The following is a 21,723-nucleotide window of genomic DNA, read 5'->3' as shown; positions in this document are numbered from 1 at the left end:
ACGTAGACGTGTCCGACACCGCAGGCACGCCCGCCGGACCGGAGCGCCCGGATCCGGCCGGCGCACCGCCTGAGCCGCCGGCCACGTACGCACCCGGCGCGGGCTCGAGCCCCACGGGTGAGGGCGTGGCCCGGCGCAGGCGGCGCTGGCTGCGCTGGACGGCCATGGGGGCGGCCGGGCTCGTGCTGGTCGCCGGGGGCGCAGGGTGGGCCATCTACAACAAGCTCGACGGCAACATCACCAAGGACACCGACGCCGCGGCGGAGCTGGCGCGCTACGACAAGGAGCGCCCGACGGCTCTGGTGCACGGCGCGCAGAACATCCTGCTCATCGGCTCCGACACCCGGGCCGGACGGGGCAACAAGAAGTACGGGCGCGATCCGGGGACCCAGCGCTCGGACACCACGATCCTGATGCACCTCGCGGCCGACCGGAAGAGCGCGACAGCGGTGTCGATCCCGCGGGACGTGATGGTGGACATCCCCCGCTGCCGCCAGAGCGACGGGTCACGGACGCGGGCGCAGTTCGCCCAGTTCAACTGGGCCTACGAGTTCGGCGGGACGGCCTGCACCATTCGTACGGTCGAAAAAATGACGAAGATCCGCGTCGACCACCACATGGTCGTGGACTTCGCCGGGTTCAAGGACATGGTCGACGCCGTCGACGGCGTACAGGTCTGCCTCAAGCAGCCCATCAACGACACCGACGCCCATCTGAAGATCGCCGCGGGCATGCAGACCCTCAGCGGCGAGCAGGCGCTCGGCTATGTGCGGGCCCGCAAAAGCATCGGCAACGGCAGTGACACCGACCGGATGGACCGCCAGCAGCAGTTCCTCGCGGCACTCGTCAACAAGGTGCAGAGCAATGACGTCCTGCTCAATCCGGCGAAGCTCTATCCGGTTCTCGACGCGGCCACTTCTTCGCTGACGACCGACCCGGCACTGGCGAGTTTGCGTGGTTTGTACGAACTGGTGCGCGGCATGCGCAACATCCCCACAGAACAAGTGCAGTTCCTCACCGTGCCCCGGCGGTCCTATGTCTACGACGCCAATCGGGATGAACTCGTCGAGCCCGCGGCGGACGAACTTTTCACCCGGCTTCGCACTGACGCACCCCTCCAAGTGACGCGCAGGGAACCCGAGACAGCCCCCCGCGACGAACAGGCGGATGGCGCTCATGACGGGGCCGACACCTACCAGGACCCGGAGGACGACGATGGCTCGGACGGCTACGACGAGTCCGCCGATGACTGGAGCGACGAGAAGCCGGACGACCCTTCCCAATCGCCGAGCCCCGCTCCTACTTTCCGGGGCAACACGGCCGCCGGAACGACCTGCGAGTAAAGCCATCCTCAAGCGCAAGACCGCCCGCACAAAGAAATAGGGCGGATTGCCCAGTTGTATGGGAGTGGAATTTGTCACCGACGTCGTTCAGCGCTGAACTGGCCGGATAGTGTGAGCGATCCGGTGCGCCGGGCCCCTGTGGCCGCGCACCGCTGAACGATTGACCGAGCGCCTTACTTGAGGGGGGAAAGGCGCCGCGTGGCCCCGACGGAGGACGCAGACAACCGTGGACGCGCAAGGCCGTGGGCGGGCGGAGAACATCGACCCCGCAGACCAGTGGGTACTCAACCCGAACACCGGCGATTACGAACTGCGACTGAGCCCTTCCGGAGGGCAGTCGGCAGTGCCTGGACCTCGCAAATCACAGCGGTCCTCGCCACGCCAGGGAACGCGCGGCCGTGACGGCCGACGCGACGAGCGCCGTGATGAACGCGATGAACAGCGCGATGTGCCGCCGCAGCGCAGACGCCGGGCTCCGCAGCCCGAGGCCGCGGGCGGACGGCGCAAGCAGAAGCCCAGGAAGTCCAAGGGCAAGAAGATCCTGATGTGGACGGCCGGCTCGCTGGCCCTCGTCCTTGTCGGCGGGGGTGTCGGCGCGTACCTCTACTACGAGCACCTCAACGACAACATCAACTCGATCGCCGACGACGGCGCGAGCACCGGCGGCTTCAGCAAGGACCGCGCCATCAACATCCTGGTGATGGGCACGGACAAGCGCAGCGGCGCGGGCAACGAGAAGTACGGCGACAAGGGAAGCGTCGGTCACGCCGACACGACGATCCTGCTGCACGTCTCCAAGGACCGCACGAACGCCACCGCGTTGAGCATTCCGCGTGACATGATCACGGACATTCCGGACTGCCCGACGACGATGGAGGACGGCAGCAAGAAGACGATCACCGGCACGCAGGGCGCCCGCTTCAACGAGAGCCTCGGCCAGAGCGACCGCACGCCGAGCTGCACCATGCGTACGGTCACCGAGATCACCGGGATAGTCCCCGACCACTTCATGGTGGCCGACTTCAACGCTGTCAAGACGCTCTCCAGCGCGGTCGGCGGTGTGGACGTCTGTCTGGCCAAGGACATCGACGACCCGGACTCGCACCTGGATCTGCCCGCGGGCAAGCACACCATCGAGGGCGAGGAGGCGCTGGCGTTCGTCCGCACGCGTCACTCCGTGGGCACCGGCGGCGACTTGAGCCGCATCGAGCTGCAACAGCAGTTCCTCAGCTCACTGATGCGCAAGCTCAAGTCGAACGACACGCTGACCAGCCCGTCGAAGATGATAAAGCTGGCCGAAGCGGGCACCGAGGCGCTCACCGTCGACTCCAAGATCGCGGACATCATGAAACTCCGTGACCTGGGCATGGAGCTCGGCAAGCTCGACATGAAGAACCTGACCTTCGCGACCGTGCCCGTGGTCGACAACCCGGCGGAGAAGGTCCACACGACCGTCGTCGTGAACGACGCCAAGGCCGACCCGCTGTTCTCCATGATGCGCGCCGACGAGTCGCTGACCGCGGTGAAGAAGAAGGAGAAGAAGGAGAAGGCGGAGGTAGCGGCGCGCCTCAAGGGCAAGAAGGCCGCCGCCGCCGACGTGCGGGTCAACATCTACAACGGCAGCGGCAAGACCGGTGCCGCTCAGGCAACTCTCACGTACTTGCAGAACACTGAGGGCATGTCCAAGGCGAGCCAGCTCGGCAACGCGCCGTCCGACCTCAAGAAGACGACGCTGGAGTACGCCCCCGACCAGGCCGACGAGGCCCGGCGGCTCGCCGACGTCATGGGGCTCTCCGGCTCCGCGATGAAGCCCGGCAAGAGCGAGAAGAACTCGCAGGGGCTCCCCGCCATCAAGCTGACGCTCGGCAGCGACTTCAAGGGGGCCGGGGTTTCGATCAGTGCCCCGTCGAAGGCGCCGGAGGACATCCAGAAGGTTGAAGCTGACAAGACTGTGTGTGCCAAGTGACCTGAAGCGGCCATTCTGCGTCTAACAAGGCGCAGGATGGCCGTAATTCGGGGTGGCGCGGGGAGCGCCGGTAGCGCGGGAGGGGCAGGGGATGGGGAAAAGCAGCGTGCGTGGGGAGGGAGCGCGAGAACGCGCTCCGCACGCAAGTGATCTTGGCTTGGAAGAGAGCCCGGCACCCAAGGGTGTGGGGCACTCGGCGGACGGCGCAGGTCAGAGGCATCGCCGTGGGGGCGGCGGCGGCCGGGCTCCACGTCCTAGACGCCGGATACTGCGCTGGTCGGCGACGATTCTTTCGGTGCTGATACTCGGCACGGCCGGCGCCGGATACCTCTGGTATCAGCACTTGAACAACAACCTGAAGACCGACGAGCTGAACCTCGGTGAGAACCGGGCTCCCGAGCCCACACCGAACGCGGCGGGCCAGACCCCGCTGAACATCCTCCTGATCGGTTCGGACGCGCGGGACTCCAAGGAGAACCAGAAGCTCGGCGGCGCCAAGGAGACCTTCGGGGGCACTCCGCTCGCCGACGTCCAGATGCTGCTCCACCTGTCGGCCGACCGCACGAACATGTCAGTCGTCAGCATGCCGCGCGACACCCTGCTCGACATCCCCAAGTGCACCGACCCGGACGACGGCAAGGTCTACGAGGCTTCGACGCAGCGGACGATGACGAACCAGACGCTCGGCCGCGGCGGCCCCGGCTGCACGGTCGCCACCTGGGAGAAGCTCACCAACATCCACATCAACCACTTCATGGAAGTGGACTTCTCGGGTGTGGTCGACATGGCCGACGCCATCGGCGGCGTACCGGTCTGCGTGGACGCCAACATCCTCTCGCGCGACAGTCAGGGCCACGGCTCCGGTCTGAAGCTCGAAAAGGGCACCACGGCCGTCAAGGGCAAGCAGGCCCTGCAGTGGCTGCGCACCCGCTACGGCTTCGACGGTGGCACCGACATCAGCCGTGCCAAGGCCCAGCACATGTACATGAACTCTCTCGTGCGGGAGCTGCGCGAGAACGCCGGTCTGAGCAGCCCCAACAAGCTGCGCAAGCTCGCCGAGACGGCCACCAGCGCGCTCAAGGTCGACGAGGGCCTGGGCAGCGTCAAGAAGCTCTTCGACCTGAGCAACGAGCTCAAGAAGGTCTCGCCGGAGCGGACCACGATGACGACCATGCCGTTCGAGTACCTGGGCGCGCGCGTGATCCCCAAGCCGGGCGACGCCGAGCAGCTCTTCCGCCTCGTACGCGACGACGTCTCACTGGACGGCAAGGGAAAGAAGAAGAAGGCCACCGAGGAGAAGCTCTCGGACGACCCGGCCGCCGCGGACGGCGAGATCGCCGTACAGGTGCAGAACGCCACCCGCACGGGCGTCGAGGCACCGGTCAGCGGTCGCGCGACCACGATCACGCAGCTCCTCGCCGGGAAGGGCTTCACCAAGGCGCAGGCGGATACGACGACGGCTTCGGCAGAGGAGAAGACCGTCATCAGGTTCCCCACCGCCGACCTGGAGGGCGACGCCCAGCGGGTCGCCAAGTCCCTTGGCATGAAGCTTAGTTCGGTGAAGAAGTCGACGGACGTCTCCGGGGTCACGCTGGTCGTCGGTGCCGACTGGCGGGAGGGGAACACCTACCCCAAGTCGGCGTCGAAGCAGGACGACAAGACGCCGGATTCGGCGGAGGCGCTCAACGGCTCGGACAAGAAGGCGTGCATGCACGTGGATCCGAATTTCACCTGGGAGTGAGCCCGGCCCGCCACACGTCGGTAGCGGGCCGGATCCGTCGTGCGGCTGTGCTCAGGCCTCGCTGAGAACAGCCGGACGCCGGGAGGCGATGACCTTCTTGGCGAGCGAGCGCGGGCTGGTCAGGAAGCCCCAGCCCCACGTCATGTGCATGGTGGCGAGAGCCACCGGGATCTGGAGCCGCGCCTTCAGCGGAAGCCCCTTGCCCGCGGGCAGTGAGCCCGCCACGATCGCCGCGAGGTAGCCGGCGGGGACGACGAAGCCCCAGGGCGTGACCAGGGCGCCCACGACGACGCCCGCCGCGATCGCGCAGACCGCGGTCGGCGGCGCGAGGTAGCGCAGGTTGATGGAGCCCTCGTGGTAGCGGGCGACGACGTGCCGCCAGCGGCCGTAGTCCTTGTACTGCTTGGCGAGGGCCTTCACGCTCGGCCGGGGGCGGTACTGCACGCGCAGCTCGGGCGAGAACCAGATGAGGCCGCCCGCCTCGCGGATGCGGAAGTTCAGCTCCCAGTCCTGGGCGCGGATGAACTCTTCGTTGTAGCCGCCCTGCTGTTCGAGGGCGGTGCGGCGGAAGACACCCAGATACACGGTCTCCGCCTGCTGGGCCTCGCCGCCGGTGTGGAACGCCGCGTTGCCCACGCCGATCTTCGACGTCATGGCGGCGGCGACCGCGTGCTCCCAGTCGTTCTCGCCCTCGGCGTGCATGATGCCGCCGACGTTCTGCGCGCCGGTCTCCTCCAGGAGGCGTACGGCCGTCGCGATGTAGCCGGGCGACAGGATGCCGTGGCCGTCCACGCGCACCACGATCGGGTGACTCGATGCCTTGATCGCGGCGTTCAGGGCCGCGGGCGTGCGCCCGGTGGGGTTCGGGACGGTCTGCACCCTCGCGCGGTGCCCCGCGGTCTCTGCGACCAGTTCGGCGGCGATCTCGTTCGTGCGGTCCGTGGAGGGACCGAGCGCTACGACGACCTCCATCTCACCGTCGTACTCCTGCTCGAGGATCGCGGACACGGCAGCACGCAGATGCCGTTCCTCGTTGAGCACCGGCATGATCACGGATACGGCAGGAAGCTGCACGTCGGGGGTCGCGTTCATCGGCGCCACGTTACCGCGAATGGGGGACACCGGCGCGCGCCGCCCGGCCTGCTGCCCGGGGTCGCAGATCGTATGGGCCTACGGTTCTCGCGTTCCCCGGCCCATCGAGACTCCCCCACCCGTCCCGGCCAGGCCCGTCACCGCGGAGGTGTCCCTTCACGTGCCCACACCGCCCCGCCGCTACCCGACCCCGCCATCGCGTGACCCCCGCCCGCCACGTGCGAGGCAGCCCGCGCAGCAGTCCACGGGCCGACCGGTCAAGCAGCGCAGGCGGCCACGCTGGGTCACGCGGGCGGCGACGGCGTTCTCCGTGACGGTGCTCGCGGCGGCCGGGATCGGGCACGGCGTCGTCTCGAGTCTCGACACCGGGATCGACCGGGTGGACGCCTTCAAGGACATGAAGAACAGGCCGAAGGCGGGCAACGGCATGAACGTCCTGCTCGTCGGCACCGACGGCCGGGACAAGATCACCGATGCGGACAAGCAGAAGTACCGCCTCGGCGGAGCGCCCTGCCACTGCACGGACACGATCATGATCGTGCACATCTCGGAGGACCGTGATCGCGCCAGCGTCGTGAGCCTGCCCCGGGACAGCTACGCCGAGATGCCCGAGCACATCGACCAGAACTCCGGCGAGAAGCACAGGCCGCATCCGGTCAAGATGAACGCGGCGTACGCGGAGGGCGGCCCCAACCTCACCGTGCGGACCGTCGAGAACATGACGAAGGTCAAGATCGACCACTATCTCGAGGTCGACTTCACCAGCTTCATGAAGACCGTGGACGTGCTCGGCGGCGTCGAGATCTGTACGGCCCGCCCGCTGAAGGACTCGTACACCGGGCTCGACCTGGCCATCGGCACGCACACGCTGAACGGCGGATCGGCGCTGCAGTACGTCCGCACACGGCACGTCGACGGCACGTCCGACCTGGGGCGGATGCGCCGCCAGCAGCGGTTCCTGGCGGCGCTGATCTCGAAGGCGACCGGCAGCGGGGTGCTGCTCAACCCGCTCAAGTTCCGTGACGTGACCAGGACGCTGCTCAGCTCGGTCCGGGCCGACAGCGGCTTCGGCACGAACGAGATGCTCTCCCTGGGGCGTGCGATGCGCGGCTTCTCGCCGCGTTCGTCGGAATTCACCACGGTGCCGCTGCTCAGCAAGGGCGTGATGGTGCCGGGCATCGGGTCGACGCTGAAGTGGGACCCGAAGAAGTCCACGAAGCTCTTCGACGCGCTGCGCTCGGACCGGCCCCTCGCCGCGCACCACGCCAAGCGGGCCATCGTCGACGTGTCACCGCAGCAGATCCGGGTGCAGGTCGACAACGCCACGGGCAAGCCGGGCCTGGGCAAGCAGATCGACAGCGCGCTGCGCTCCACCGGCTTCCGGACGACGCGGGCCCCGGGCAATTGGCCGGGCGCACCCCTCAAGCGCACGGTCGTCGCGTACGACCCGCGCTGGGACCGCTCAGCGAAGTCCCTGGCGACCGCGCTTCCCGGCAGCCTGCTGCGGGCGGTGAACGAGCAGGGCTCGACCCTGAAGGTGTTCGCGGGCCAGGACTTCAAGCAGGTCAGGCCGGTACGGGCGGAGGACGCCTATCAAGGCGAGTTCGGGGCCATGACCGGCGACCAGGTGGTGTGCCAGCGGTAGCCGTAGCTGTAGCTGCCCTCAGTCGTCGAGGCCCTCGGCGGCACGCGCCTGCCGCAGCTCCTTGATGGCCCGGCGCCGCGCCAGACGGTGCGTGCGCCGGATCTGCGCCTCCTGATACCGGCGCCGGTCCCGCTCGGTCTCCGGAAGCACCGGCGGCACGCCCCGCGGCTTGCCGTCCGCGTCGACGGCGGCGAAGACGAGGTACGCGGAGCCCACCTGCTGGGCGGGCGTCGACTCGTTCCAGCGCTCGGCGAGGACCCGGACGCCGACCTCCATGGAGCTGCGCCCCGTCCAGTTGACCTGTGCCTTCACATGGACGAGGTCGCCGACCCGCACCGGTTCGAGGAAGGCCATCTCGTCCATGGACGCGGTGACCGCGGGCCCGCCCGAGTGCCGTCCCGCCACGGCCCCCGCCGCATCGTCCACCAGCTTCATGATCACGCCCCCGTGCACCGTTCCGAGGAGGTTGGTGTCGCCGTGGGTCATGATGTGGCTGAGGGTCGTGCGGGACGCCGAAGTCGGCTTGCCCGGAATCTCCGATTCCGTGCCAGGGGCCAGGTCTGTCATGCACTCCACCCTATGTCTGACGTATGTCCGTGCCGCGCCCGGCCGCTTTGCATCAGCTCTGCAACAGCCCTGAACCGAAATCCCGCCTGCCCTGTGAGGCACGTAGGCAGAGACGGCACACTGGTCCACATGAGCGATTGGCCTGACGACCAGGGCAACGGCCGAGGATACGGCCGTGGCAGCGGGAGCACGCAGCCTGAGGGCGCCCGCAGGATGCGGCATGTCCAGCGCGGCGGCCCGTCCGGCCGACCGGGCCAGCAGCCGGGGGGCGGTGTACCGCAGCAACCCGCGTACGACGACGGACAGGGACAGCGGTACGGCGACGCGAGGGACGAGATGTTCGAGCCCCGCAGCGGCTCCCGCCAGGACGGCTACAACAACGGCTACGACAGCGGTTACAACACCGGCCAGGTCTACGGCGCCCCGAACGGCCAGGGCAACGGCGGACAGGGCGGCCAGGGCGGCGACGACGGTTACGGCACGCGCGCTCCCCGCCCCGCCCCGAACTGGCGGCGCCGCATCAAGATCGGCTCGATCACCTTCGTCGTGCTGCTGCTCGCGGTCTCCATCACCACGTACTTCTGGGCCGACTCCAAGCTCAAGCGTGAGGTCGACCTCTCCAAGGTCATCGAGCGCCCCGACGGCGGGGACGGCACGAACTACCTGATCGTCGGCTCCGACAGCCGCGAGGGCATGACCGCCGAGGACAAGAAGAAGCTGCACACGGGCTCGGCCGAGGGCAAGCGCACGGACTCGATGATGATCCTGCACGTCGCGGACGACGGCGGGAACACGATGATCTCGCTGCCGCGTGACTCGAACGTGACGATCCCGAACTTCAAGGGCGCGGAGTCCGGCAAGCTCTACCCGAACCAGGGCCGCCAGACGAAGCTGAACGCGGCGTACGCGGAGGACGGCCCCGAGCTGCTCGTCCGCACCATCGAGTACAACACCGGCCTGAAGATCGACCACTACGCCGAGATCGGCTTCGGCGGCTTCGCCAAGATCGTGGACGCGGTCGGCGGCGTGGAACTGGACATCCCCAAGGGCTTCAAGGACGAGAAGTCCGGCGCCGACTTCGAGTCGGGCAAGCAGACCCTCGACGGCCAGCAGGCCCTGGCCTTCGTCCGTACGCGCTACGCCCTGCCGGGCAGCGACCTGGACCGCACGAAGAACCAGCAGAAGTTCCTCGCGGCCCTGGCCAACCAGGCGGCGACGCCGAGCACGGTCCTCAACCCGTTCAAGCTCTACCCCACGATGGGCGCGGGCCTCGACACCTTGATCGTCGACAAGGACATGGGCCTGTTCGACGTGGCGTCCATGTTCTGGGCGATGAAGGGCGTCACGGGCGGCGACGGCAAGTCCATGAACATGCCGCTCGCGGGCTCGACCGGCGGCAATCTCCTGTGGGACAAGGCCAAGGTCAAGCAGATGGTCTCCGAGCTGAACAACGACGAGAAGGTGACCGTCTCGGGCGGCTGAGGCACTTAGCCCGCTTCATTCGCTTCATTCGCTTCATCCGTACGTCGAGAGGGCCCCGCCGGTTGGACCGGCGGGGCCCTCTCGCGTGCCGCGATCACGGCTTCGTCCCCCGAACGCTTCGCCCGCCGTGAAGCCGCGGCCCCTGCGTGTCACGGTGGACCGGACCCCACCTGACGCCCGGAGCCCGCCAATGGCAGATCTGCAGGTCGAACTCGACACCACCGCCGAAGCCGGAGACCTGGACCGGCCCCCCGAGCCCCCGCCCATATCCGATCCCGGACCGACATCCGAGCACGTACCGGTGTACGAGCCCGCGCCCGAAGCCGTGCTCGAAGCCGCGCCCGGACGAGACCCGGCACGTGCGCCTGACCCTCTGCGCAGCGCCCGCGCGCTGCTCGCCGCGCATCCCGTCGCCGACGGCTACAGCGGACTGCCCTGGGCGCTGCGCGCACTGCCCTGGTACGACCTGGAGCTCGGCGACAGCGCCGTGGACGCCGATGTGCCGCGACTGCGGGCGGGCGGCGTGGGGGCGCAGTTCTGGTCCGTGCACGTCCCGGAGAGCATCACCGGCGACCGCGTGCTCGGCGCGACCCTCGAACAGCTCGACCTCGTCAAGCACGTCGTCGACGGCCACTCCGAAGGACTGCGCCTGGCCCGCACGGCGTCCGAGGTGGCCGACGCCCGCCACTGCGGCCGTATCGCCACCCTGATCGGCCCGGCGCGCGCCGATGCCATGGGCGACTCGCTCGCCGCCCTGCGCGCTCTGCACGCCCTCGGCCTGTGCTCGTTGACGCTCTCCGGCACGTCATGGGCGGGCCCCGACGGGCTGAGCCCGTTCGGCGAGGAGGTGGTGCGCGAGCTGAACAGGCTCGGGGTGCTCGCCGAGCTGTCCGGGGCCTCCGAGGCCACCGCGCGCCGGGTGCTCGCCGTCTCCAGGGCGCCGGTGCTCTTCACCCGCTCGGGGGCCCGCGCACTGCGGGACGCCCCGGAGAACCTCCCGGACGACCTGCTCACCGCGCTCGGCGCCGCCAAGGGCCTGTGCCTGGTGCCGCTGGCGGCCGAGCAGACGGGTTCCTCGATACGTGAGGTGGCGGACCACCTCGATCACGTACGCCGCCTCGCGGGCCCGGAGTGCGTGGGCCTCTCGGGGACGTACGACACCTCGGCCGCGCACCCCGACGGCCTGGCCGACGCATCGCGCTATCCGCACCTCATCGCCGAGCTGATCGAGCGCGACTGGCCGGAGGACGACCTCGCGCGCCTGACGTGGGGCAATGTCCAACGGGTGCTGCGCGGGGCGGACTTCGCGGGGCGGGCGGCGCGGGAGAGACTGCGGCAGCAGCAGGCGAGAACGGGCTGAGGCTTCAGCTCCCGGGCTTCAGCCCTCGGGGATCAGCTCTCGAAGATCAGCTCTCGGGGATCCGGCAGAGGCAGAACGGGTGCCCTGCCGGGTCGGCGTAGACGCGGAAGTCGCGGACGCCGTTGTCGTCGTCGACGTCGAGCGGCGTGGCGCCCAGGGCGAGTACGCGGTCCTGGGCGCGCTCGATGTCCTGGACGGCCGGTCCCACGTCGAGGTCGATGTGGATCTGCTGCGAACCGGCGTCCGCGTGCGGCCAGTTCGGCGGGCGGTGGCCCGCGGCGCGCTGGAAGCAGAGGCGGAGGCCGCCGGTCGAGTGGAGCGTGACCCAGTCGCCCTCCACCTCACCCTCGTCGGTCTCTGTCTCGATCTCACCGCCGAGCAAGTCCCGGTAGAACTCGGCGAGTCGGCGGGGATCCGGGCAGTCGATGACGACGTTGCGCATCCGCGCGACGGGCGCCTCGGAGGGCGTGGGCGGGGGTGCGGGCGGGGGCGTCATGCGTGTTCCCTCTCTGTTCTCAGCAGGCGCAGAGACAGAACGGGTGCCCGGCCGGGTCCGCGTACACCCGGAAGCTGCGGGTGCGGTCGTCCGCCTCGAGCACGGTGGCACCGAGCGCGAGCACCTCCTTCTCGGCGGCGTCCAACTCCGCCCGCGGTACTTCGAGGTCCAGATGGAACTGCTGCGGGTGCGCCTGGTCCGGCCACTGCGGCGCCACGTAGCCGGGGACGGCCTGGAACTGGAGCGGGGTGCCGCCGCTGCCTTCGAGGTCCACCCAGCCTTCGTCGTCGGCCTTGGGGGTGCCGCCGAGGACCGCGGCGTAGAAGGTGGCGAGTGCGAGGGGGTCGGGACAGTCGAGTACGACGGCGCCGAGTTTGGCGAGGGGCATGGTCTTCTCCTCAGCTCAGTGAGATACCAGCGGCAGTTACCAGCACCTGCGTGCTAGGGGTAACGGTTACTGCATACTCCCCCATTGGCGGTAACGTCGCAAGCATGAATGGCCGCAACCATGAATGACAGAGCACCTGCCCCCGGAGGTCTCGCACTGATCCAGGCACTGGTGAACACCTTGGACCTGGAGTCGGGCGCGGACGCACTGGACACGTCGGAAGGGCGCGCCCCGTTCGGTCTCGCGCCGGGCGCGGAGACGGGGGCGGCGCGGGAGCTGCGCGAGTCACTGCGGGTCGCGTGTCTCGCCCATGCGGGGCACGGGCCGCACACCGCCGCGCCCGCGCTCTCCCAACTCCTCGCGGGAGCACCGCTGTTGGTGCGGGTCGACGCGGAGGACGGGTCGGCGTCGCTGGCCCCCGTGGAGCCGGACGCGCTCGTCTCCCGGGTCGCCCTGGCCATCGCGGAGGCGGTCGCGGCGGGCACCTGGTCCCGCCTCAAGGCGTGCGAGGCCCCGGACTGTCACTGGGCGTACTACGACCGCAGCCCTGCCGGGCGGAGCCGGTGGTGCGACATGGGCGTGTGCGGGGCCCGCGCGAAGATGCGGGCCTACCGGGCACGGAAGGGCGCGTAAGGGCGCGTAAGGGAACGCAAGGCAACGTAAGGGCGCACAAAGGCACGTAAGGGCAAGAACGGAGCTTAGGCCGACGGCCTGCCCATCGCCCGGTACGTCCAGCCCGCCGCACGCCAGACCTCCGGGTCGAGCGCGTTGCGGCCGTCCAGGATGAGCCGGTTCGAAGCGACCTCGCCGAGCGCCGCCGGGTCGAGCTCGCGGAACTCACGCCACTCCGTGAGGTGCAGGACCACGTCCGCGCCCCTGACGGCGTCCACGGCGCTCTCCGCGTACGCGAGCGTCGGGAAGAGGCGGCCCGCGTTCGCCATCCCCTTGGGGTCGTACACGGTGACCTGGCCGCCCTGGAGGTGGATCTGCCCGGCGACGTTCAGCGCGGGCGAGTCACGTACGTCGTCGGAGTCCGGCTTGAATGTCGCACCGAGGACCGCGACCCGCTTGCCCAGGAAGGACCCGCCGCCGAGCGCCTCGCGCGCCATCTCCACCATCTGCCCGCGCCGGCGCATGTTGATGGAGTCGATCTCCCGCAGGAAGGTCAGCGCCTGGTCGGCGCCGAGCTCCCCGGCCCGCGCCATGAACGCCCGGATGTCCTTCGGCAGGCAGCCGCCACCGAAGCCGATCCCGGCCCGCAGGAACTTCTTGCCGATGCGGTCGTCGTACCCGAGCGCCTCGGCCAGCTTCACGACGTCGCCGCCCGCGGCCTCGCACACCTCGGCCATCGCGTTGATGAAGGAGATCTTCGTGGCGAGGAAGGAGTTGGCCGCGGTCTTCACGAGCTCGGAGGTCGGGAAGTCCGTCACGACGAAGGGCGAGCCCTCGCCGACCGGACCCGCGTACACCTCGCGAAGCAGCTTCTCGGCGTTCGCGCTGCGTACGCCGACGACGATGCGGTCCGGGTGAAGGGTGTCCTTCACGGCGAAGCCCTCCCGCAGGAACTCCGGGTTCCAGGCCAGCTCGGCCTCGGCGCCCACCGGCGCGTTCGCGGCGAGCTCGCGCGCGAGGCGGTCCGCGGAGCCGACCGGCACGGTCGACTTGCCGACGACGAGCGCGGGGCGCGTCAGATGCGGGGCGAGCTGCGCGAAGGCGCTGTCCACGTAGCTCATGTCGCAGGCGTACTCACCGTGCTTCTGCGGGGTGTTCACGCAGACGAAGTGGACGTCACCGAAGGCCGCGACCTCCGCGAAGTCCATGGTGAAGCGCAGCCGCCCGCTCGAACCCTCGATCCCGGCGACATGCTTGCGCAGCAGCTCTTCCAGACCGGGCTCGTACATCGGGACCTCGCCCCGCTGCAGCATCTCGATCTTCTCGGGCACGACGTCGAGGCCGAGCACCTCGAAACCGAGCTCGGCCATGGCCGCGGCGTGCGTGGCACCGAGGTAGCCGGTGCCGATCACGGTGATCTTGAGGGCCATGCGGTGCTCCAGGGGTCTACGGCCGTCAGTGCGGTGCCCGAGCATAGTCGGGCCCTTGGGCGGGCACGTTTCCGCCATCGCCACCCGCATCGCCACCCGTCGGCGGTCCGCTTGCCGGCCGCTGTCGGCAAGCTCACGTATCCCTCGCGCGAGCCGCCCTCTAAAATTTGGGTTACTTAACGGTAATTAGCACCTTGGAGCGTGAGAAACCTTGGCCGGATCGGCTGATTTCGACCTGTACCGCCCGTCCGAGGAGCACGACATGCTCCGCGACGCGATCCGTTCGCTCTCCGAGGCGAAGATCGCGCCGTTCGCCGCGGCGGTCGACGAGGAAGCCCGTTTCCCGCAGGAGGCGCTCGACGCCCTCGTCGCCTCCGATCTGCACGCCGTGCACGTACCGGAGAGCTTCGGCGGCACCGGCGCCGACGCGCTCGCCACGGTCATCGTGATCGAGGAGGTGGCACGCGTCTGCGCCTCGTCGTCCCTGATCCCCGCCGTGAACAAGCTGGGCTCGCTCCCTGTGATCCTCTCCGGGTCCGAGGAGCTGAAGAAGAAGTACATGACGCCGCTCGCCAAGGGCGAGGGCATGTTCTCGTACGCCCTCTCCGAGCCGGACGCGGGTTCCGACGCGGCGGGCATGAAGACGAAGGCCGTCCGTGACGGGGACTCCTGGGTCCTCAACGGCGTGAAGCGCTGGATCACGAACGCGGGCGTCTCCGAGTACTACACGGTGATGGCCGTGACCGACCCGACCAAGCGCTCGAAGGGCATCTCCGCCTTCGTCGTCGAGAAGTCGGACGAGGGCGTCTCCTTCGGCGCCCCCGAGCGCAAGCTCGGCATCAAGGGTTCACCGACCCGCGAGGTCTACTTCGACAACGTTCGCATCCCCGCCGACCGCATGATCGGCGAGGAGGGAACGGGCTTCGCGACGGCGATGAAGACCCTGGACCACACCCGCATCACGATCGCGGCCCAGGCGCTCGGCATCGCGCAGGGCGCCCTGGACTACGCCAAGGGGTACGTCAAGGAGCGCAAGCAGTTCGGGAAGCCGATCGGCGACTTCCAGGGCGTGCAGTTCATGCTCGCGGACATGGCGATGAAGATCGAGGCCGCGCGTCAGCTGACGTACGCCGCCGCTGCCAAGTCGGAGCGCGGCGACGCGGACCTCACCTTCCAGGGCGCCGCCGCGAAGTGTTTCGCGTCGGACGTCGCGATGGAGGTCACCACGGACGCCGTCCAGCTGCTCGGCGGCTACGGCTACACCCGTGACTACCCCGTCGAGCGCATGATGCGCGACGCGAAGATCACGCAGATCTACGAGGGCACGAACCAGGTCCAGCGGATCGTGATGGCCAGGAACCTTCCCTAGCAAGGTTTTCGCAGGTCAGCGGCCATCTCTGATGACTCGGGGCGGCGCCCCCGACCTGCGTGAACACCACGGCCCCCGGCATCGCGCCGGGGGCCGTCCGCATCTGTTGGCACACCAGCAGGCGGGGTCACTCGTCCTTGGGCGGGATGACGAACCCTCGCATTGGCCCCGACCCCGGTTTCTCCTCGGGAAACTCGGCCGCCACGGACGCCAGTACGTCAGCGGTCACGTCCCGTCGCGTGGCGGGGTCTGCCGTGTCGTACACACGCCACTCCCCTGCTGAGTTCTCCGAACCCTCGGGGGCGACCACACCTGGAATCCCCAACTGCCTGAGTACAGAATCGACTTGCCGTGCCTGCTCCGCGTCCACACTTCCGCCTTCCCTCTGGTTGCCGCCGACCTAGCTACCGCCACCGCCACCGCCCGAGCAGTGCGAAGCGCACTTGCCCGGATTGATCGGGCCGCAGCCGCCAGGCTTGGGAGTGTGGGAGCAACTCGCCGCCACCGAGACAAGGGCCTTGGTCGGGCCCGTCCACAGGTCACTGTCCGCGATGTGTCCAGCCTGCTCGATGACGGCCACCGTACGCGTGAGCGCGTGCTCGTCGTGCCGTTCGGCATCAGGACGCTCGGGCCAGTGATGCACGAACCGTCCCAGACGCTCGCACAGCTTCTCGTACAGGTTCGTGTGCAGGATCAGGGCGTGCCATCCCTCATCCACCACGCGGGAGGGCGTGATCTTGACTGTGGGGAACTGCACGGCGGCGTCCATGAACTTGAGCGCTTCCATGACGATCCGCTCGGCCGTCGCCTCCTCCATACCGGAGTTGTTGTCGATGACGGTGGCGACGACACCCCCGAACGCGGCATCGGTGAGTAACGCGCGTACATCGTGCATGTTCGTTCCTCCCTGTTTTGGCACTTCACAGCCCACCCCTGCGGCTCCGCTCATCGATCTCGGCATTACCCCACCGACGCCAAAGGCTCCGGCGAGCTGAGACAGGAAGCGTCTGCTTTCCCCGCTGCTCATGTGGTCAGCCGGTCGGATGTCATGCGTCTCGTTCCCGCTCGCCATGGCCGCCCTCCCGATCGATTCCGCGTTGATGTGGTGACCGTAGGAATCAGGGAGCTTCGAGCTCCACGAACTTGCATGAGCTTGCACATCAATTCGCATGGCACATTGCGGTGTTGACGCCATAGCTCCAGGCCAAGGAAGCTAGTGCAAGCTCAAGCAAGTACCTGGACCAGGGAGCCTGCCATGGCCGTAGCGTTCGTTGGGATCGACCCGGACACCGACCGGGACCACTGCCCCACCGTGTGGACAGACCTGGAAGCTCAGGAGATCTTGTTGCAGGGGTGGAAGCCCAGCCCCGAGGCTCGGACCGAGTGCGAGGGAACCAGTCCCGCGAACGGTCCGGTGCCCGACAGTGAGGCCATCGTCAGGATTCCGGCCCGGATGATTCCGATGATCAGGGAGGCATGTGATGCCGTCGAGCGTGCCCAGCTTCGCTGAGCTGCTCGGCCGGTGCGAGCGATCCGCCGTTCACCTGGAGCTGCGCGACTCGTACGCCGCCACGGACCGGTTCGAGGCGTGGCAGCGTGGCGAGCGGATCAGTTGGGAGGATCGCGACTCCTGGTGGCATCCCTACGACCAGTTGATCGCGGACACGGTGGCCAGAGGTGTGGTGATCCGCAGGGCCCGGGTGATCTCCGAACCGGTGTCGGACTACATCCGGTGGGAGCACTACGTCACTCACGCCAACGTCACAGCCGGTGAGGAAGTCCGGTGGCTGCCCCGGCGACTGAGCACGGCCATCGCCCTGCCGGGGAACGACTTCTGGCTGTTCGATGACGCGCTGCTCCGGGTGCACCACTTCTCGGGTGACGGAGCGGTGGTGGAGGACGAGATCACGACGGACGCCGAAGCCGTGAAGCTGTGCTCCACCGCCTTCGAAGCGGTATGGGAGCGAGCGATCCCGCACCACCAGTACAAGGTCTGACGAGGGCCGGCGCCATGCCCCCACACCCCTCTTCACGTGTTCAGGAGGCTCGCGAGCATCTTGCGAGGCGTCTGCGCGAGGTCCGGAAGGACGCGGGTATCAGCGGGCGGGAGCTGGCCGTCAGGTGCAACTGGTCAGAGTCGAAGTCGTCCCGGATCGAGAACGCCAGGACGCCTCCGTCCGATGCAGATATCCGAGCGTGGTGCAGTGCTTGCGCATCTGAAGACCAGGCCCCTGATCTGGTCGCGGCCAACCGACAGTCCGCCGAAGCGCATGTGGAGTGGAATCGCCTGCAGAGAACCGGCCTTCGGCGCCTGCAAGAGACCACCGGTGACCTGTACCGACAAACCAAGACCTTCCGTATCTACGTTTCCGACGTGATTCCTGGATTCCTCCAGACCCGGGGTTACGCCACTGCCCTGCTGTCGTCCATCGCGGACTTCCGAGGAACCCCGGATGACGTGAGCGACGCCGTGGCGGCCCGCATGCGGCGTAACGAGGTTCTGAGCCAGGGCGGGCACCGGTTCTCCTTCGTCCTGGAAGAGTCGGTGTTGCGCTACCAGCTGTGCGCCCCCGAAACCATGGCGGCCCAGCTTGGCCACTTGCTCGGAGTCATGGACCGCCAGAACGTCGCCGTGGGCGTCGTCCCGTTCTCGATGCAACGGACCGTGTGGCCCATGCCGACCTTCACGATCTTCGATGAGAGCAGGGTGCACGCGGACACGCTCGATGCTGCTTCCACACTCACGCAGCCCAGTCAGGTCGAGCTGTACGCCCGCGCCTTCGAACGGCTCTCGCAGCAGGCCGCGAGGGGAGCGGCAGCACGCTCCCTCATCGTGGATGCGGTGGCGTCCCTGGCCTGAGGGCCCTCCACCTGGTCAGTGTTCGGTGGTGCTGTTCAGGCGGTGGTCCGGTTCAGGCGGAGGGCGGAGATGAGGAAGAAGACTCCGCCGAGCAGGGCATAGCCGGCCAGCGTGCTCAGCGAGGCGTCGTCCTTGCCGGCCTGCGCGGCGAAGGATGCTCCGGCGAGAGTGGAGATGGCGCCACTGGCGATCATCGGCCACTGGCCTCCCATGCCGCGTCGCAGGACGCCGACGATCAGCTGGACGAGGCCTGCGGTGATGGCCCAGGCACCCCAGACGCGCAGGACGGCCGGAATGCCGGAGGATGCCGCGGCGGCCAGACCCGCGGTGGTGAGGGCGCTGAGCGCGATGTTCGCGTAGAGGCCGCGCACCGGTCCGCCGTTCGCTTTGGCGGCCCTGGCGTCGACGACCGCGCACGCCATGTCGAACAAGGGGTAGATCACCAGCAGTGTCGCGCTGAGAGGGCCCAGGGTGTGGGCGGACGTGAACAGCAGGACGGCCCAGACGGCGGCGAACGCGAAGCGCACGAGATACAGGTGGCGCAGCGCTGTCGAGGCACTCGCGGGAGGGGCGGCGGGAGTGGTCGCGACGGTGGTGTCCATGAGGGACCCTTTCCATGAGGGAGAACGTTCGGTCTCTTGCCTCACATTGAAGGGTGCCGCTACCTCACTGTCAAGACCGAACGTTCTCCCTCATCGGCTGGTACGGTGGGCGCCATGAGCGCGCGTACAGAAGGCGGGAGCACGTCCGAGGCACGGTCTCGCCTGCTCGGCACAGCGACCCGGATCTTCTACGCGGAGGGCATCCACTCCGTCGGCGTGGACCGGATCATCGCGGAAGCGCAGGTCACCCGCGCCACCCTGTACCGGCATTTCAAGGGCAAGGAGGAGTTGATCCTTGCCTACCTCCAGCAGGCCGACCACGGCATCCGGGCGCAGGTCGCGGCCGTAGTGGCGGAGGGCGGACCGGCGGCCGACACGGTCCGGGCCGTCGGCCGGTCCATCGCCGAGAGCATCCAGTACTCCGGGTTCCGCGGGTGCGCCTTCCTGAACGCGGTGGCCGAGTATCCCGACCCGGCACACCCGGTCCACCAGGCCGTGCTTGCGCACCGGCAATGGTTCCTGGAGACCGTCACGCAATTGCTGGCCCAGGCCGGCCGCACGCCCGCCGACGCGGCGGGACGGCACTTCGTCATGCTCCGGGACGGGGCCATGGCGGCCGGCTGCCTTTTCGACCCGACGCTGATCTCCGAGACGCTCCTGCACGGCATCGAAGGCATCCTGTCCGCACCCCTCGCGCCTTCCGGGCGCGGCTGAGGGTTCAGCCCTCGGGCGGGGCGAGGACCGGAGGGCTGCCCCAAGGCAGTTCGAGGGCCGCCCGCAGCGCGAGCACCGCCTGCCCACCGATCCGCTCCGCGAGCTCCTGCTCGACGCGGCTCAGGACCAGTTCGGCCCTGCGGTGCGTGCGCGCGCCCTCCTCCGTGCGGCGGATCAGCCGCTGCCGCCCCGACGAGGGGTCGGGGACCTGCTCCAGGAGGCCCGCGGCGACCAGGCCGTGCACCGCCTGATGAGCGGTCTGCCGGGTGACGCCCATCCGGCGCGCAAGCTCGGAGACGGTGGTGCCTTCCGCGTCCAGGACGGCGAAGAGACCCGCCTGCGTCGGGGACACCGGGGCCTCTCCCGCCTCTTCCAGGGTCGCCAGGAGCGCGTCCTCGAACCAGCGTCGGGCGTCGCCGAGCAGTTGGGGGAGGTTACGGCCGATGGTGCCGGTGGCGTGCATGTCGAGAGCCTATGGGGGGTTCGATGACGGCGTCTTGCCCCCACTCCACTCTTCATGTCAGGCTGCCTGACGTTCCCTGCTTCGCAGACATCCCAGATATCCCAGACATCCCCCGGGAGAGCCCATGACGATCGAGTACGCCACCCGCCACCGGCGCTCCTCACGCATCCCCGCCGACCCGGGCAAGCCCTACGTCATCGAGAAGGGCGAGGGCGACCGTGCCCACCTGTTCGGCGACCTGATCACCATCTACGCGGGCGGCGAGCAGACCGAGAACGCCTTCAACTTCTTCACCGTCGAGGGCCCCAGAGGCAACATCATCCCGGCGCACCTGCACCCCGACACCTACGAGGTCTTCTACGTCACCCAGGGTGCCGTCCGCCTGTTCGTCGAGGACCTCGACGGCGAGCAGCAGGAGAAGCTCCTCACCCCGGGCGACTTCGGCTTCGTACCCAAGAACTGTCCGCACGCCTACCGCATGGAGCGCCACCACAGCCAGGTCGTCGGCGTCGCCGCGGGGCCCGGCGGCACCTTCGAGCGGTTCTTCGAGACCCTCGGCTCCCCCGCCGAGGACCTCGGTCTGCCGCGCGAGCCCGTCGTACCCACGCCCGACAAGTTCGCCACCGTCCCCCAGCAGTACGACGTGCGCTTCCTGCCCGAGCACGAGTGGCGCACCCGGTGAGCACAACGAACACGGCCCTGCGGGCGCTGATCGCCGCTCCTCATCCGGACGTGGCGCCCCTGCCGCCCGCCACGCGTCCGGCGCCGGAGCTGCGGCTCCTTCGCGGCGTTCCGTACGGCGAGGTCGACGGCGGCCGTCCGCTGGAGCTCGACCTCTGGCTGCCTGCCGCCGGAGACGGGCCCGCCCCTCTCGTCCTCTTCGTGCACGGCGGCGCCTGGCGCCGGGGGCGCCGTGACGACATGGGGCTGCGGACCAGGCACTGGGCCCCGGGCCCGTTGGAACGCATCGCCGCGGCGGGCTTCGCGGTCGCCTGCGCCGACTACCGGCTCAGCGGCGAGGCACTCTTCCCCGCCCCGCTCGACGACCTGCGCGCCGCCCTGCGCTGGATCGGCCTGCGTGCGGCGGAGCTCGGCGTCGACACCGAGAGGACTGTGGTGTGGGGCGAGTCGGCGGGCGGGCACCTGGCCTCGCTCCTCGCGCTCGACCCCACCGTCACGGCCACCGGCGCCGTGATCTGGTACGCCCCGAGCGACCTGACCGTCCCCCGCGGCCCGTTCGACCCGCACAGCGCCACGACCCCGGAGGCCCTGCTGCTCGGCGCCGCCCCCGCGGCCGTACCCGAGCGGGCCCGCGAGGCAAGCCCCGTGGCGCGGGTCCACGGCGCAGCCCCGCCCTTCCTCCTGGTCCACGGCGAGCAGGACACGATGGTCCCGGGCTCGCACAGCGAGGAGCTCGCGGCGCGGCTGCGGGACGCGGGAGTGCCGGTGAAGCTGCGTACGGTGCCGGGCGCCGACCACGGCTGGTACGGCGCGCCCGACGACGCGGTGAAGGACGTGTTCGCCCGCTCGCTGCGTTTCGCGCAGGGGTGCGTGGCCTGAGAACCACGGAGGGGGCGGGGGCAGCCGCTCGGC

Annotated in this window: 23 protein-coding genes; 14 read left to right on the top strand and 9 right to left on the bottom strand. The window is 69.1% G+C overall.

The window, feature by feature from the left end:
• The first annotated feature begins 8 nt into the window (after nt 1-8).
• The 3 genes from ACFQ7F_RS25875 (at nt 9) to ACFQ7F_RS25865 (ending at nt 5,050) form a co-directional block, all read left to right on the top strand.
• Nucleotides 9-1,343: an LCP family protein gene (locus ACFQ7F_RS25875; protein WP_383274545.1), complete on the top strand. Its 1,335-nt coding sequence runs from the start codon at nt 9-11 to the stop codon at nt 1,341-1,343.
• 226 nt (nt 1,344-1,569) lie between these two features.
• Nucleotides 1,570-3,309 (top strand): LCP family protein, encoded by a 1,740-nt coding sequence (locus ACFQ7F_RS25870; protein ID WP_383274542.1) that lies wholly within the window; start codon nt 1,570-1,572, stop codon nt 3,307-3,309.
• A gap of 91 nt (nt 3,310-3,400) precedes the next feature.
• Entirely contained in the window at nt 3,401-5,050 is a 1,650-nt protein-coding gene (locus ACFQ7F_RS25865) for an LCP family protein (protein ID WP_383274539.1), read from the top strand.
• Nucleotides 5,051-5,101: 51 nt separating this feature from the next.
• On the opposite strand, the gene ACFQ7F_RS25860 is transcribed toward ACFQ7F_RS25865, so the two are convergent.
• Nucleotides 5,102-6,142 (bottom strand): glycosyltransferase family 2 protein, encoded by a 1,041-nt coding sequence (locus ACFQ7F_RS25860; protein WP_383274536.1) that lies wholly within the window; start codon nt 6,140-6,142, stop codon nt 5,102-5,104.
• Between the two features lie 160 nt (nt 6,143-6,302).
• Here ACFQ7F_RS25860 and ACFQ7F_RS25855 point away from each other — a divergent pair, with 160 nt between their 5' ends.
• Nucleotides 6,303-7,787, top strand: a complete 1,485-nt coding sequence (locus ACFQ7F_RS25855) for an LCP family protein (RefSeq protein ID WP_383274533.1) — start codon at nt 6,303-6,305, stop codon at nt 7,785-7,787.
• A gap of 18 nt (nt 7,788-7,805) precedes the next feature.
• Here the strand turns inward: ACFQ7F_RS25855 and ACFQ7F_RS25850 are convergent, their stop codons facing one another.
• Nucleotides 7,806-8,354: an acyl-CoA thioesterase gene (locus ACFQ7F_RS25850; protein ID WP_351163175.1), complete on the bottom strand. Its 549-nt coding sequence runs from the start codon at nt 8,352-8,354 to the stop codon at nt 7,806-7,808.
• Between the two features lie 129 nt (nt 8,355-8,483).
• Between ACFQ7F_RS25850 and ACFQ7F_RS25845 the strand changes: the two genes are divergently transcribed.
• Together ACFQ7F_RS25845 and ACFQ7F_RS25840 are read left to right on the top strand one after the other, a co-directional pair.
• A complete protein-coding gene (locus tag ACFQ7F_RS25845) occupies nt 8,484-9,836 on the top strand; it encodes an LCP family protein (protein WP_383274530.1) in 1,353 nt (450 codons plus the stop codon).
• Between the two features lie 190 nt (nt 9,837-10,026).
• Complete coding sequence (locus ACFQ7F_RS25840) at nt 10,027-11,196, top strand: dipeptidase (protein WP_383274527.1); 1,170 nt, start codon at nt 10,027-10,029, stop codon at nt 11,194-11,196.
• Between the two features lie 46 nt (nt 11,197-11,242).
• On the opposite strand, the gene ACFQ7F_RS25835 is transcribed toward ACFQ7F_RS25840, so the two are convergent.
• Nucleotides 11,243-11,692: a VOC family protein gene (locus ACFQ7F_RS25835; protein WP_383274524.1), complete on the bottom strand. Its 450-nt coding sequence runs from the start codon at nt 11,690-11,692 to the stop codon at nt 11,243-11,245.
• 19 nt (nt 11,693-11,711) lie between these two features.
• Entirely contained in the window at nt 11,712-12,080 is a 369-nt protein-coding gene (locus ACFQ7F_RS25830) for a VOC family protein (protein WP_383274521.1), read from the bottom strand.
• A 120-nt stretch (nt 12,081-12,200) separates the two neighbouring features.
• Here ACFQ7F_RS25830 and ACFQ7F_RS25825 point away from each other — a divergent pair, with 120 nt between their 5' ends.
• Nucleotides 12,201-12,713: a CGNR zinc finger domain-containing protein gene (locus ACFQ7F_RS25825; protein WP_383274518.1), complete on the top strand. Its 513-nt coding sequence runs from the start codon at nt 12,201-12,203 to the stop codon at nt 12,711-12,713.
• A 65-nt stretch (nt 12,714-12,778) separates the two neighbouring features.
• On the opposite strand, the gene ACFQ7F_RS25820 is transcribed toward ACFQ7F_RS25825, so the two are convergent.
• On the bottom strand, nt 12,779-14,122 hold the full coding sequence (locus tag ACFQ7F_RS25820) for a UDP-glucose dehydrogenase family protein (protein WP_383274515.1): 1,344 nt from the start codon (nt 14,120-14,122) through the stop codon (nt 12,779-12,781).
• 211 nt (nt 14,123-14,333) lie between these two features.
• Here ACFQ7F_RS25820 and ACFQ7F_RS25815 point away from each other — a divergent pair, with 211 nt between their 5' ends.
• Nucleotides 14,334-15,491, top strand: a complete 1,158-nt coding sequence (locus ACFQ7F_RS25815; protein WP_383274512.1) for an acyl-CoA dehydrogenase — start codon at nt 14,334-14,336, stop codon at nt 15,489-15,491.
• Nucleotides 15,492-15,618: 127 nt separating this feature from the next.
• On the opposite strand, the gene ACFQ7F_RS25810 is transcribed toward ACFQ7F_RS25815, so the two are convergent.
• Both ACFQ7F_RS25810 and ACFQ7F_RS25805 read right to left on the bottom strand, forming a co-directional pair.
• A complete protein-coding gene (locus tag ACFQ7F_RS25810; protein ID WP_383274509.1) occupies nt 15,619-15,756 on the bottom strand; it encodes a hypothetical protein in 138 nt (45 codons plus the stop codon).
• Nucleotides 15,757-15,891: 135 nt separating this feature from the next.
• Nucleotides 15,892-16,386 carry a glycine-rich domain-containing protein gene (locus tag ACFQ7F_RS25805; protein ID WP_383274506.1) on the bottom strand — a complete coding sequence of 165 codons (495 nt, stop codon included), beginning with the start codon at nt 16,384-16,386 and terminating at the stop codon, nt 15,892-15,894.
• A 360-nt stretch (nt 16,387-16,746) separates the two neighbouring features.
• On the opposite strand from ACFQ7F_RS25805, the gene ACFQ7F_RS25800 reads away from it, so the two are divergent.
• Genes ACFQ7F_RS25800 through ACFQ7F_RS25790 form a run of 3 tightly spaced genes read left to right on the top strand, consistent with a single transcriptional unit; the run spans nt 16,747 to nt 18,351 of the window.
• On the top strand, nt 16,747-17,001 hold the full coding sequence (locus ACFQ7F_RS25800; protein ID WP_383274503.1) for a hypothetical protein: 255 nt from the start codon (nt 16,747-16,749) through the stop codon (nt 16,999-17,001).
• A complete protein-coding gene (locus ACFQ7F_RS25795; RefSeq protein ID WP_383274500.1) occupies nt 16,973-17,488 on the top strand; it encodes a DUF6879 family protein in 516 nt (171 codons plus the stop codon). The genes ACFQ7F_RS25800 and ACFQ7F_RS25795 overlap by 29 nt, the downstream gene beginning before the upstream one ends.
• 14 nt (nt 17,489-17,502) lie before the next feature.
• The gene (locus ACFQ7F_RS25790; RefSeq protein WP_383274597.1) at nt 17,503-18,351 is read left to right on the top strand and encodes a helix-turn-helix domain-containing protein; all 849 of its coding nucleotides are present in this window, start codon (nt 17,503-17,505) and stop codon (nt 18,349-18,351) included.
• 35 nt (nt 18,352-18,386) lie between these two features.
• On the opposite strand, the gene ACFQ7F_RS25785 is transcribed toward ACFQ7F_RS25790, so the two are convergent.
• Nucleotides 18,387-18,953 carry a hypothetical protein gene (locus ACFQ7F_RS25785; protein WP_383274497.1) on the bottom strand — a complete coding sequence of 189 codons (567 nt, stop codon included), beginning with the start codon at nt 18,951-18,953 and terminating at the stop codon, nt 18,387-18,389.
• 114 nt (nt 18,954-19,067) lie between these two features.
• On the opposite strand from ACFQ7F_RS25785, the gene ACFQ7F_RS25780 reads away from it, so the two are divergent.
• The gene (locus ACFQ7F_RS25780) at nt 19,068-19,667 is read left to right on the top strand and encodes a TetR/AcrR family transcriptional regulator (protein ID WP_383274494.1); all 600 of its coding nucleotides are present in this window, start codon (nt 19,068-19,070) and stop codon (nt 19,665-19,667) included.
• Between the two features lie 4 nt (nt 19,668-19,671).
• On the opposite strand, the gene ACFQ7F_RS25775 is transcribed toward ACFQ7F_RS25780, so the two are convergent.
• Complete coding sequence (locus tag ACFQ7F_RS25775; RefSeq protein ID WP_383274491.1) at nt 19,672-20,130, bottom strand: MarR family winged helix-turn-helix transcriptional regulator; 459 nt, start codon at nt 20,128-20,130, stop codon at nt 19,672-19,674.
• Between the two features lie 124 nt (nt 20,131-20,254).
• Between ACFQ7F_RS25775 and ACFQ7F_RS25770 the strand changes: the two genes are divergently transcribed.
• Entirely contained in the window at nt 20,255-20,812 is a 558-nt protein-coding gene (locus ACFQ7F_RS25770; protein ID WP_383274488.1) for a quercetin 2,3-dioxygenase, read from the top strand.
• Nucleotides 20,809-21,690: an alpha/beta hydrolase fold domain-containing protein gene (locus tag ACFQ7F_RS25765; RefSeq protein WP_383274485.1), complete on the top strand. Its 882-nt coding sequence runs from the start codon at nt 20,809-20,811 to the stop codon at nt 21,688-21,690. The genes ACFQ7F_RS25770 and ACFQ7F_RS25765 overlap by 4 nt, the downstream gene beginning before the upstream one ends.
• Nucleotides 21,691-21,723 lie beyond the last annotated feature (33 nt).

It is taken from the genome of Streptomyces sp. NPDC056486 (assembly GCF_042795295.1).
GTDB lineage: Bacteria > Actinomycetota > Actinomycetes > Streptomycetales > Streptomycetaceae > Streptomyces.
The sequence above is the reverse complement of the archived record's forward strand: the minus strand, read 5'-3'. Positions and strand labels throughout refer to the sequence as shown.

Excerpts from the sequence above, each read along its gene's own strand:
- ACFQ7F_RS25865 (WP_383274539.1), top strand. The coding sequence starts at position 3,401 with ATGGGGAAAAGCAGCGTGCGTGGGGAGGGAGCGCGAGAACGCGCTCCG.
- ACFQ7F_RS25860 (WP_383274536.1), bottom strand. The coding sequence starts at position 6,142 with ATGAACGCGACCCCCGACGTGCAGCTTCCTGCCGTATCCGTGATCATG.
- ACFQ7F_RS25850 (WP_351163175.1), bottom strand. The coding sequence starts at position 8,354 with ATGACAGACCTGGCCCCTGGCACGGAATCGGAGATTCCGGGCAAGCCG.
- ACFQ7F_RS25845 (WP_383274530.1), top strand. The coding sequence starts at position 8,484 with ATGAGCGATTGGCCTGACGACCAGGGCAACGGCCGAGGATACGGCCGT.
- ACFQ7F_RS25840 (WP_383274527.1), top strand. The coding sequence starts at position 10,027 with ATGGCAGATCTGCAGGTCGAACTCGACACCACCGCCGAAGCCGGAGAC.
- ACFQ7F_RS25835 (WP_383274524.1), bottom strand. The coding sequence starts at position 11,692 with ATGACGCCCCCGCCCGCACCCCCGCCCACGCCCTCCGAGGCGCCCGTC.
- ACFQ7F_RS25830 (WP_383274521.1), bottom strand. The coding sequence starts at position 12,080 with ATGCCCCTCGCCAAACTCGGCGCCGTCGTACTCGACTGTCCCGACCCC.
- ACFQ7F_RS25825 (WP_383274518.1), top strand. The coding sequence starts at position 12,201 with ATGAATGACAGAGCACCTGCCCCCGGAGGTCTCGCACTGATCCAGGCA.
- ACFQ7F_RS25820 (WP_383274515.1), bottom strand. The coding sequence starts at position 14,122 with ATGGCCCTCAAGATCACCGTGATCGGCACCGGCTACCTCGGTGCCACG.
- ACFQ7F_RS25805 (WP_383274506.1), bottom strand. The coding sequence starts at position 16,386 with ATGCACGATGTACGCGCGTTACTCACCGATGCCGCGTTCGGGGGTGTC.
- ACFQ7F_RS25800 (WP_383274503.1), top strand. The coding sequence starts at position 16,747 with ATGGCCGTAGCGTTCGTTGGGATCGACCCGGACACCGACCGGGACCAC.
- ACFQ7F_RS25795 (WP_383274500.1), top strand. The coding sequence starts at position 16,973 with ATGCCGTCGAGCGTGCCCAGCTTCGCTGAGCTGCTCGGCCGGTGCGAG.
- ACFQ7F_RS25790 (WP_383274597.1), top strand. The coding sequence starts at position 17,503 with ATGCCCCCACACCCCTCTTCACGTGTTCAGGAGGCTCGCGAGCATCTT.
- ACFQ7F_RS25785 (WP_383274497.1), bottom strand. The coding sequence starts at position 18,953 with ATGGACACCACCGTCGCGACCACTCCCGCCGCCCCTCCCGCGAGTGCC.
- ACFQ7F_RS25780 (WP_383274494.1), top strand. The coding sequence starts at position 19,068 with ATGAGCGCGCGTACAGAAGGCGGGAGCACGTCCGAGGCACGGTCTCGC.
- ACFQ7F_RS25775 (WP_383274491.1), bottom strand. The coding sequence starts at position 20,130 with ATGCACGCCACCGGCACCATCGGCCGTAACCTCCCCCAACTGCTCGGC.
- ACFQ7F_RS25770 (WP_383274488.1), top strand. The coding sequence starts at position 20,255 with ATGACGATCGAGTACGCCACCCGCCACCGGCGCTCCTCACGCATCCCC.